This window comes from Streptomyces himastatinicus ATCC 53653 (genome assembly GCF_000158915.1).
Classification (GTDB): domain Bacteria; phylum Actinomycetota; class Actinomycetes; order Streptomycetales; family Streptomycetaceae; genus Streptomyces; species Streptomyces himastatinicus.
This window is the reverse complement of the sequence record NZ_GG657754.1, coordinates 1,932,633-1,943,270: the sequence shown is the minus strand read 5'-3', so window position 1 is coordinate 1,943,270 and position 10,638 is coordinate 1,932,633. Positions and strand designations below refer to the sequence as shown.

Below are 10,638 nucleotides of genomic sequence, written 5' to 3'. Positions count from 1 at the left end.
GACGGGACGCACGTGGCCCCCCACTCGGCTCGGGTGAGTGGGGGCCACGTGCGTGCGTCGGGTCGGCCGAGGGTCAGCGGATGACGCCGCGCGGATCACCGCCCCGCCGGGGCAGGGCGTGCCGGGGCGGGCTGGTGAGGGTGATCTGGCGCACCAGCTGGTGGAACGAGACCAGCGCGGCGACCGGGGGGAGTCCGGCGACGGCCATGCTGGGCGCGTTCTTGGGGGCGTGCGCGACGCACAGGAACACCGCGATCGTCGAGAAGAGCACGACCACCGCCCAGGAGTGCGCCGCCCCGCGGCGGTGCAGCGCGGCCCGCAGCACGGACAGCGAGGCGACCAGCCAGGGGCCGTAGACCAGCAGGGGCCACCACGCCGCCATGGACTCCGAGGTGCTGGGGGAGGCCAGATAGCGCAGCGGGGGGTACGAGATCATCCCGCCCAGCACGCTCAGCATGGCGACGATCACGGTGGTCATCGCCGCGAAGATCAGGCTCGTCATCTGGAGCCACGGCATCGTCGGCAGCCGGAAGCGGACCCGGCGGCGCTTGCCGCGCCCGCGCACATGCGTGGGGGAGGGGGACCGGATGGGGATCGGACCGGTGGAATGCGCCGGGTCCTCGACGGGGGCCGCCGTGGGGACGGAGGCGGCGACGGGCGGGGGGACGGGCGGGGCCACATGGGGGCCGGCGGAGGTGGTCTGGAGCAGCCGCGCCAGGTCTCCTTCCAGGTCCCAGCGGCCCTCCAGGGAATCCGGGTCCGGCAGGGGGAAAGGATTCATCGCGTAGTCGACGCCCAGGTCGAACCGCTCGGAGGGGATGGGCGGCGGGTAGTGGCCGGTGGGAGGGGGCCCGTAGCCGCCCGGCCTCGGCTCGGTGTACGTCATGCCTGGACGCCCGCCTCGACGCCCGGCTCCGCCGTACCGGGGCCCTTCGTACCGGAGCGCTGGAGGAAGTCGTCCTCGATCCTGCCCAGCGTCCTGAGGAAGTCCTCCCAGACCCTCGAGCAGTATTCGAGGGGGTAATCGTGCGGGAACCGCTCCTCCTCCGTCCCGTGGTCCCGGGCCCGGAACACGGGCTCGGTCGTGAGCGGAGCGTGGTCAGGGGGTTGCAGCCTGTCAGTCGTCACGTCCCCACCAACGACCGCCAAATTGGTGCCGTATCGCGGCATTCGGGTGAATCGGGGGGTGACGCGCGCACGGGTGTCGCAATGATTCCCTGGCGAGCGCCCCCGCGCGCAATGTTCGGACACGTATGCGCAAGGATGGTGCATTACGGCCACGGCCGGACGACTCATAGGGTCTTGCGCTAACGCCGAGTGGCGCCAGATCGACCGCTCGGCGATTCCCATCTGCGGATTTGTCACCGGGCATCCCTATGCCCGCGTTCGGTCCGCCACCCCCGTACGCCAAGCCGATGGCAGCGATTAAGGAGCCACCCACGTGTTGGAGCACGGCGCAGCCCCTCCCACCGCCCAGCGACCGGAGGGCAAGCCTCCGGCCGGTGGGCCAGGCGCCCGCCTGATGCGGCGCAAACCGGTGGAGTGGCTGGTCGCCGAGGGCGGCCAGGGCGAGGGCGGAAGCCTGCGGCGCTCGATGGGCGTCTGGCAGCTGACCATGATCAGCATCGGCGCGACGCTGGGCACCGGCATCTTCGTCGTCCTCGGCGAGGCGGTGCCGGACGCGGGCCCCGCGGTCATCGTGTCCTTCGTCATAGCCGGGCTCACCGCGCTGTTCTCCGCGCTCTCGTACGCGGAGCTGGCGGGCACCATCCCGGTCTCCGGATCCTCGTACTCGTACGCCTACGCCACCATGGGCGAGCTGGTCGCCTGGGTGTGCGGCTGGTGTCTGATCCTGGAGTACGGCGTCTCCGTCGCGGCCGTCGCCGTCGGCTGGGGGCAGTACCTCAACGAGCTGCTGGACGGCACGCTCGGCATCACCATCCCCGACGCGCTGGCCGCCCCGCCCGGCGACGGCGGCATCTTCAACCTGCCCGCGCTGCTCGTGGTGCTGCTGTCCATGGCCTTCCTGCTGGGCGGCGCCAAGGAGAGCGCCCGGGCCAATGCGATCATGGTCGGGGTGAAGATCGCCGCGCTGATCCTGTTCTGCGCCGTCGCCTTCACCGGCATCCGGGCCGGGAACTACACGCCGTTCATGCCGCTGGGCATGGCGGGCGTCAGCGCCGCCGGGGCCACCCTCTTCTTCTCGTACATCGGCTTCGACGCCGCCTCCACGGCCGGTGAGGAGGCCAAGAACCCGCAGCGCGACCTGCCCCGCGCGATCATGCTCTCGCTCGTCATCGTCACCGCGCTGTACTGCCTGGTCGCGGCGGTCGCGGTGGGCGCCCTGCCGTGGAAGAAGTTCTCGGGCACCGAGGCCGCGCTCGCCGGGATCATGGAGAACGTGACCGGCCAGAGCTTCTGGGCCGTCGTGCTGGCGGCCGGTGCGGTCATCGCGATCGCCTCCGTGGTGCTGACCGTGCTGTACGGGCAGACCCGCATCCTCTTCGCGATGTCCCGAGACGGGCTGGTGCCCCCGGTCTTTTCCAAGGTCCACGCCGAAACCGGGGTGCCGCGTGCCAACACCGTCATCGTCTCGCTTTTCTGCGGCGTCCTCGCCGCCGCGATCCCGCTCGGCCAGCTCGCCGACGCCACCAGCATCGGCACGCTCTTCGCGTTCGCGCTGGTCAACATCGCCGTGATCGTGCTGCGCCGGACCCGGCCCGATATGACGCGGACCTTCCGGGTGCCGCTGTCGCCGCTCTTCCCGCTCATCGGCTTCGGGCTGTGCCTGTGGATGATGAACAGTCTGGAACTCGTGACCTGGGTGGTCTTCGGTGTCTGGATGGCCGTCGGGCTTGTGCTGTACTTCGCATACGGCATGCGCCGATCCCGACTGGCCACAGCAGAGAAGTGACTCCCCCGCAGTGCGACTGAACGACCTCGACGAACGCATCGTCCACGCCCTCGCCGAAGACGCCCGCCGCTCCTACGCCGACATCGGCGAGCTGGTCGGCCTCTCCGCCCCCGCCGTCAAACGGCGGGTGGACCGGCTGCGGGCCGACGGCGCCATCACCGGCTTCACCGTACGGGTGGACCCGGCGGCGCTGGGCTGGGAGACCGAGGGGTTCGTCGAGCTGTACTGCCGCCACAACACCTCGCCCGACGACATCCGCCGTGGCCTGTCGCGCTACCCGGAGGTGGCGTCCGCGTCGACCGTCACCGGCGACGCGGACGCCGTCGTCCAGGTCTTCGCCGCCGACATGCGCCACTTCGAGCGGGTGCTGGAGCGGATAGCGGGTGAGCCGTTCGTGGAGCGCACCAAGTCGGTGCTGGTGCTGTCGCCGCTGCTGCGGCGCTACACCTCGGGCGCCCCGACGTAGGACGCCCCCGCGCAGTGCCCCGGGGCCGGAGTGGCTGTTGCCGCTCCGGCCCCGGCGCAACGAATCGCCGTACCGGGCCGAAAACGCGTAACGGATCCACGCGGAGCGCGCAACGATCGCGGCTTGTCGGTCGTTCTCGGCGCAACGTACCGTTTTCTGCGTACGTCACGTCTCCCCAGAGGTCTCCATGCCGCCGCTGCGCACCGCCCTGCTCCAGAGCTCCGGTCACCCCGGCGACCCCGCCCGTAACCTCAAGGCCCTCGACGCCGCCGCCGAGCGCGCCGCGGCGGACGGGGCCGGGCTGCTGGTCACGTCCGAGATGTTCCTCACGGGCTACGCCATCGGCGACGGTGTGCACGGGCTGGCCGAGCCCGCCGACGGGCCGAGCGGCCGCGCCGTGGCCGAGATCGCCGCCGAGCACGGCATCGCCGTCCTCTACGGCTACCCGGAGCGCGCCGGGCAGGCCGTCCACAACTCCGCCCGCCTGGTCGGCCCGGACGGCGCCCCGCTCGCCAACTACCGCAAGACCCATCTCTTCGGATGCTTCGAGAACGACTGGTTCACCCCGGGCGACACCCCCGTCGTCCAGGCCGAACTGGGCGGGCTGACGATCGGCATCATGATCTGCTACGACGTGGAGTTCCCGGAGAACGTCCGGGCCCACGCCCTGGCCGGGACCGATCTGCTGCTGGTGCCGACCGCGCAGATGCACCCCTTCCAGTTCGTCGCGGAATCCCTCGTCCCGGTACGGGCCTTCGAGAGCCAGATGTACATCGCGTACGTCAACCGCAGCGGCCCCGAGGGCGAGTTCGACTTCATCGGGCTGAGCTGTCTGGCCGGGCCCGACGGCACCATGCGCGCCCGGGCCGGACGCTCCGAGGAACTCGTCATCGGCGACGCCGACCCCCGCCTGCTGGCCACCTCGCGCCGGATCAACACGTATCTGCGCGACCGCCGCCCCGGGCTGTACGGGTCCCTCGGCTGACCCCGCCCCCTCACCTCCCTCCCCTCACCCTCGCTCGATCCGCAAGGAGTCCGTCCGATGACGTCCACGGTGCCCACCGCCGTCCATGACGAGCACGAGTCCGAGCACGCCGACACCCTTCCGCCCGTCACGATGTTCGGCCCGGACTTCCCGTACGCCTACGACGACTTCCTCGCCCACCCCGCGGGCCTCGGCCAGATACCGGCGACCGAGCACGGCAGCGAGGTCGCGGTCATCGGCGGCGGGCTGTCCGGCATCGTGACCGCGTACGAGCTGATGAAGATGGGCCTCAAGCCCGTCGTGTACGAGGCCGACCGGATCGGCGGACGGCTGCGCACCGTCGGGTTCGAGGGCTGCGACGGGGAGCTGACCGCCGAGATGGGCGCGATGCGGTTCCCGCCGTCCTCCACCGCGCTCCAGCACTACATCGACCTGGTCGGCCTCGTCACCGAGCCGTTCCCCAACCCGCTGGCCCCGGACACCCCGTCCACGGTCGTCGACCTCAAGGGCGAGTCCCACTACGCCCGCACCATCGACGACCTGCCGCAGGTGTACCGGGAGGTCGCGGACGCCTGGAACGCCTGTCTGGAGGAGGGTGCCGACTTCTCCGACATGAACCGCGCCATCCGCGAACGCGACGTCCCGCGCATCCGCGAGATCTGGGCGAAGCTCGTGGAGAAGCTCGACAATCAGACGTTCTACGGCTTCCTCTGTAACTCCTCCGCCTTCACGTCCTTCCGCCACCGGGAGATCTTCGGCCAGGTCGGCTTCGGCACCGGCGGCTGGGACACCGACTTCCCCAACTCCATCCTGGAGATCCTCCGCGTCGTCTACACCGAGGCCGACGACCACCACCGCGGCATCGTCGGCGGCAGCCAGCAGCTTCCGCTGCGGCTGTGGGAGCGGGAGCCCGAGAAGATCGTCCACTGGGCGCAGGGCACCTCGCTGTCCTCCCTGCACGACGGCGTGCCGCGCCCGGCCGTGACCCGGCTGCACCGCGCCGCGGGCGACCGGATCGTGGTGACGGACGCGGACGGCGACATCCGCTCGTACCAGGCGGTCGTCTTCACCGCACAGTCCTGGATGCTGCTCTCCAAGATCGACTGCGATGACTCGCTCTTCCCGATCGACCACTGGACGGCGATCGAGCGCACCCACTACATGGAGTCCAGCAAGCTCTTCGTGCCGGTCGACCGGCCGTTCTGGCTGGACAAGGACGAGGAAACGGGCCGGGACACGATGAGCATGACGCTCACCGACCGGATGACCCGCGGTACGTACCTCCTGGACAACGGCCCGGACCGGCCCGCCGTCATCTGCCTCTCGTACACCTGGTGCGACGACAGCCTCAAGTGGCTGCCGCTGTCCGCGAACGAGCGGATGGAGGTCATGCTGAAGTCGCTGTCGGAGATCTATCCGAAGGTCGACATCCGCAAGCACATCATCGGCAGCCCGGTCACGGTGTCGTGGGAGAACGAGCCGTACTTCATGGGCGCGTTCAAGGCCAACCTGCCCGGCCACTACCGCTACCAGCGGCGGCTGTTCACCCACTTCATGCAGGACCGGCTGCCGGCCGATCAGCGCGGTATCTTCCTCGCCGGCGACGACATCTCCTGGACCGCGGGCTGGGCCGAGGGCGCCGTACAGACCGCGCTCAACGCGGTGTGGGGCGTCATGCACCGCTTCGGCGGCGCCACCGATCCGCACAACCCGGGGCCGGGCGATCTGTACGACGAGATCGCGCCCGTCGAACTCCCGGAGGACTGACTATCCGGTGGCCGGCAGGGGAGTGAGCAGACAGCGCCCGACGAGCCCCACGCTCTTGTCGATCCGCTCCGCGAACTCCTCCACCAGCTCCGGCAGCGCCCGCAGTCCCCAAAGGGCGCGGAACGCCGACCACGCTGCGTCCCGCGCCTTGTCCAGGCTCCAGGAGCCGACCAGATGGGTCAGCGGATCGGCCGCCTCCAGCAGATCCGGGCCGGGCATCAGCTCCTCCCGGATCCGCTCCTCCAACCCGCCCAGCAGCGCCCCGACCCGGTCGAAGTCGCCCTCCAGGGCGGCGGGTTCCGCGCCCCGGGACCGGCAGGTGTCCACCAGCGCGAGCGCCAGGTCATGCCCGATGTGGGCGTTGATCCCGGCCATCGCGAACTGCACCGGGCGGACGGCGGGATGGCCACGCAGCTCGAACAGCGGCCGCCAGCAGGCCGGTGGCCGCCTCCCGGCCACCCCCGCGTCGACCGCCGCCAGATAGCGGGCGGCGAACCGTACGTCCAACTCCTCGGTGGCGGCCGGGTCCTGGAAGTAGCCGGTGCCGAGGCGGCGGCCGACCTCCTCGGTGACCGACAGATACACCCGGTTGAAGACCGCCACCCCGTCCTCGGGCGGCAGCGCCGCGCCGAGCGCGCTCATGCGCGCCACGACGCTCTGCACGGTGCGCGGCGCGTCCAGCCGCTGGGCGGGCATCGTCATGGGGGACAGCGTGGCAGCGCACGCCCCTCGCCGCCGGTTGGTGTGCCGTCACATCCCCCGTATGGCGGAGCGTTTCGGCAGCCCCGTTACAGCGCGCCCGCGTCGTAGGCCGTCCACATCGTCGGGTACAGCGGACGCCAGCCCAGCTCCTCGCGCAGCCGCCGGTTGGAGGTGCACCCCCACCAGGTGTCGCCGTCCGTCCGCTCGGTCAGGCCCTCGGGGAGCGGCGCCCCGAGGATCTGGTGCAGCTCGACCATGGTCGCCGGGGCGTCGTCCACGATGTTGTACTTCCGCCCCGACACCGAGCCGCCCGCCGTACCGCCGGGGGCGCGCAGCAGCCGCAGCAGCGCCTGGGTCACATCCGCGTGGTGGACCATGGCCAGCCGCTGGTTCCCGGCCCAGGTCCCGCCCAGCCGGAGCGCCTCGGCCAGATGCGGATCGCCGTCCCCGTACACGAAGGACAGGCTGCCGATCCGCAGGTCGAGACCGTGGTCCCGGTGCAGCGCCAGCAGCTCCCGCTCGGCCTCCGCCTTCGAGGCGGGGTACGCGCCCCACAGCACGCCGCCGGGCACGCTCTCGTCGTCCTCCACCAGCGGCCGCCCGCGCGAGACGCCGTACGTGAGGTTGGTGCTGACCTGGACGAACCGGCTCGTGCCCGCCTCCACCGCGGCCCGTCCCAGCGCCACCGCGGCGTCCCGGTTGACCGCCCACGCCTCCTCGTCCGGCACCCCGCGGAACGCCGCCGCGATGTTGACCACGGCGTGCGCCCCGTCCATCGCCTTCCGTAGATCCTTCTCCTCGCGCAGATCACCCACCGCGACCTGCGCGCCGAGCGCCGCGAACGGCGCGCCCCGCTCCTCGTCGCGGACCAGCACCCGTACCTCGGTACCGGACCGGGCCCCCTCCAGCAGCCGCTTCGTGAACCGTCGGCCCACGCGCCCTGTCACACCCGTCACCAGAATCAACGGCATTCGATCATCCATCCTTCGCTCTTGATCGCTTGGTGGACAGCCTGTGCCGAGTGGTGGAGCGACGGGAGAGACCTGCCTATCCAGGGATCGGCAGACCCTGGATACGGAACGGCCGCGGCGCGACGATGGAGCCGTGCACCGTATGGAACTCGCGGACTTCCTGCGCCGCTGCCGCGCCCGGCTCGGCCCCGCCGACGTGGGGCTCACCCCCGGCCCGCGGCGGCGTACGCCCGGGCTGCGCCGGGAGGAGGTCGCCCAGCTCACGGGCATGTCCACGGACTACTACACCCGGCTGGAACAGGCCCGCGGCCCGCGTCCGTCCCGCCACATGCTGACCGCGCTCGCGCGTGCGCTCCGGCTCACCGACGACGAACGCGACCACCTCTTCCACCTGGTCGGGGAGGAACCGCCGCGCAACCGCACCACCTCCGGGCATGTACGCCCCGGCCTGCTGCGGGTCCTGGACCGGCTGTACGACACCCCGGCGCAGGTGATCACCGACTGGGGCGATGTGCTGGCGCAGAACGCGATGGCGGCCGCCCTGGTCGGCGACATCACCGCCCGCCCGCCGGGCGACCGCAACATCGTCCGCAGCTTCTTCCTCCGGCGGCCGTCCGACCCCGACTCCGGGCTCTTCCCGACCGAGGACCTCGCCGAGCACGGCCGGATCCACGTCGCCAACCTCCGCGCCGTGGTCGCCGCCCGCCCCGACGACCCGGCCCCGGCCGCCCTGGTCGCCGAACTGCGCGCGGCGAGCCCGGAGTTCGCGGCGCTGTGGGAGACCCACGAGGTCGCGGTGCGCCGCTCGACCGTCAAGCGGTTCGTGCACCCGGTGGTGGGGGAGCTGGAGCTGGACTGCGAGGTCCTGCTGAGCGCGGAACACGCCCAGCGCCTGATCGTCCACACGGCGGTCCCGGGCACGGAGTCGGCCGAACGCCTGGAACTGCTGCGGGTGGTGGGCCTACAGGCCCTGACCCCCAGCGGCTGACCCCGGCGGGCTTGAATCCCCACCCCGCCCCTCCCCGAAACCGGGGACACCCCGGGCCCCGACTGCATGCTCCGATGCCTGCTCGGCGCCACGCGCCCCGCCGCAGGGTCCCGGCCCGCCGCTTTGTGTCCCGGCGCCGGGGCGCCGTCCCGGCCCCGCCGCGCCGGGCTGCGCGTTCGGGTGTCCGGAAAGGCGTCTACGGGGTAGCGGCAGCCCGCAGCGTCAGCGGCACCTCCCGGACGGAGTCCGGGCCCATGCACCCGCCCTGTGCGGGCTTCCGCGCGGCACCCGCGCCGGGGCCCGGGGTGTCCCCGGTTCGGGAAGGGGCGGGGTTGGGGAAAGGCCCTACGGCGCGCGGGTGTCGTCGTCGTACGTGCTCGTCCCCGCGTCCAGCAGCGGTTCCCGTGACGGCTTCAGGTGCTCCGGTGCCAGCGCCCGCAGCGCGTGGTAGCCGACGATCACCACGATCGTTCCGAGCGCGATCCCGCTCAGCTCGAAGTTGTCGCTGATCTTCAGGTTCACGCCCCCGACGCCGATGACCACGCCCGCCGCCACCGGCACCAGGTTCAGCGGGTTCCGCAGGTCCACGTCGTTGTGCACCCAGATCTGCGCACCGAGCAGCCCGATCATGCCGTACAGGATCACCGTGATGCCGCCCAGCACCCCGCCCGGCACCGCCGCCACGACCGCGCCGAACTTCGGGCACAGTCCGAAGAGGAGGGCGAATCCGGCCGCGGCCCAGTAGGCGGCGGTGGAGTAGACGCGGGTGGCGGCCATGACGCCGATGTTCTCGGAGTACGTGGTGGTGGCCGGGCCGCCGACCGCGGTGGACAGCACGGTCGCGGCGCCGTCCGCCGCGATCGCCGTGCCGAGCTGGTCGTCCAGCGGGTCGCCGATCATCTCGCCGACGGCCTTCACATGCCCGGCGTTCTCGGCGATCAGCGCGATGACGACCGGAAGCGCGACCAGTATCGCCGACCAGTGGAACTCGGGCGCGTGCAGGGACGGCAGCCCGACCCAGTCGGCCTTGGCGACGCCGGACAGGTCCAGCCGCCAGTGGTCGGTGACCTTCCCGCTGCCGCCGATCGAATGGATCGTGCCGAAGACGCGGTCGAAGATCCAGGAGATCGCGTAGCCGAAGAGCAGCCCGAGGAAGATCGCGATGCGCGACCAGAAGCCGCGCAGACAGACCACGGCCGCGCCGGTGACCAGCATGGTCAGCAGCGCGGTCCACTGGTCGGCGGGCCAGTACGTCGAGGCGGTCACCGGCGCGAGGTTGAAGCCGATCAGCATGACCACCGCACCGGTCACCACGGGCGGCATCGCCGCGTGGATGATGCGCGCCCCGAACCGCCGTACCGCGAGCCCGCTCAGCAGCAGCGCGCCGCCCACCACCAGGATCGCCCCGGTGACGGCGGCGCTGCCGCCGCCCTGCGCCCGGATCACCGCGGCCACCCCGACGAACGACAGGCTGCACCCCAGATAGCTGGGCACCCGGCCGCGGGTGGCCAGCAGGAACAGCATGGTCGCGACCCCGGACATCATGATCGCGAGGTTGGGGTCGAGACCCATCAGTACGGGGGCGACGAAGCTGGCGCCGAACATCGCCACGACATGCTGCGCGCCGAGGCCCGCCGTCCTCGGCCACGACAGCCGTTCATCCGGCCGGACGACGGCTCCGGGGGCGGGGGTGCGCCCGTCGCCGTGCAGGGTCCAGCGCACGCCGAGGCCCATGACTGCTCCACTTCGGTTCCGTAAACAGGGGGATCGGAGCAATGTTAGTTGGCCGGAAACGCGCCGCCCGGCCCTCGGCCGCACAGCTCAACCGCACAGTTGATCGACAGC

The 10,638-nt window shown here is 71.6% G+C and carries 10 protein-coding genes; 5 read left to right on the top strand and 5 right to left on the bottom strand.

From position 1 onward, the window contains the following. Positions 1-73: 73 nt before the first annotated feature. Both SSOG_RS07470 and SSOG_RS07465 read right to left on the bottom strand, forming a co-directional pair. Entirely contained in the window at positions 74-886 is an 813-nt protein-coding gene (locus tag SSOG_RS07470; RefSeq protein ID WP_009713603.1) for a DUF2637 domain-containing protein, read from the bottom strand. Continuing rightward, complete coding sequence (locus SSOG_RS07465) at positions 883-1,128, bottom strand: hypothetical protein (protein WP_039940782.1); 246 nt, start codon at positions 1,126-1,128, stop codon at positions 883-885. Before SSOG_RS07465 ends, SSOG_RS07470 begins: the two co-directional genes overlap by 4 nt. Positions 1,129-1,441: 313 nt before the next feature. On the opposite strand from SSOG_RS07465, the gene SSOG_RS07460 reads away from it, so the two are divergent. The 4 genes from SSOG_RS07460 to SSOG_RS07445 all read left to right on the top strand — a co-directional run bounded on the left by SSOG_RS07460 (position 1,442) and on the right by SSOG_RS07445 (position 6,132). Then, on the top strand, positions 1,442-2,914 hold the full coding sequence (locus tag SSOG_RS07460) for an amino acid permease (RefSeq protein WP_009713601.1): 1,473 nt from the start codon (positions 1,442-1,444) through the stop codon (positions 2,912-2,914). A gap of 10 nt (positions 2,915-2,924) precedes the next feature. Continuing rightward, positions 2,925-3,380 carry an Lrp/AsnC family transcriptional regulator gene (locus tag SSOG_RS07455; RefSeq protein ID WP_009713600.1) on the top strand — a complete coding sequence of 152 codons (456 nt, stop codon included), beginning with the start codon at positions 2,925-2,927 and terminating at the stop codon, positions 3,378-3,380. Between the two features lie 187 nt (positions 3,381-3,567). Next, entirely contained in the window at positions 3,568-4,365 is a 798-nt protein-coding gene (locus SSOG_RS07450; protein ID WP_009713599.1) for a carbon-nitrogen hydrolase family protein, read from the top strand. A 57-nt stretch (positions 4,366-4,422) separates the two neighbouring features. Beyond that, positions 4,423-6,132, top strand: coding sequence for a flavin monoamine oxidase family protein (locus SSOG_RS07445; protein ID WP_009713598.1), 1,710 nt, complete (start codon positions 4,423-4,425; stop codon positions 6,130-6,132). On the opposite strand, the gene SSOG_RS07440 is transcribed toward SSOG_RS07445, so the two are convergent. Next, positions 6,133-6,834: a DUF5995 family protein gene (locus SSOG_RS07440; RefSeq protein ID WP_039936829.1), complete on the bottom strand. Its 702-nt coding sequence runs from the start codon at positions 6,832-6,834 to the stop codon at positions 6,133-6,135. A gap of 86 nt (positions 6,835-6,920) precedes the next feature. Beyond that, positions 6,921-7,805, bottom strand: a complete 885-nt coding sequence (locus tag SSOG_RS07435) for an NAD-dependent epimerase/dehydratase family protein (RefSeq protein ID WP_009713596.1) — start codon at positions 7,803-7,805, stop codon at positions 6,921-6,923. A gap of 133 nt (positions 7,806-7,938) precedes the next feature. Between SSOG_RS07435 and SSOG_RS07430 the strand changes: the two genes are divergently transcribed. Further along, positions 7,939-8,793 carry a helix-turn-helix transcriptional regulator gene (locus SSOG_RS07430; RefSeq protein WP_009713595.1) on the top strand — a complete coding sequence of 285 codons (855 nt, stop codon included), beginning with the start codon at positions 7,939-7,941 and terminating at the stop codon, positions 8,791-8,793. A gap of 345 nt (positions 8,794-9,138) precedes the next feature. On the opposite strand, the gene SSOG_RS07425 is transcribed toward SSOG_RS07430, so the two are convergent. After that, complete coding sequence (locus tag SSOG_RS07425; protein WP_039936827.1) at positions 9,139-10,527, bottom strand: uracil-xanthine permease family protein; 1,389 nt, start codon at positions 10,525-10,527, stop codon at positions 9,139-9,141. Positions 10,528-10,638: the final 111 nt, after the last annotated feature.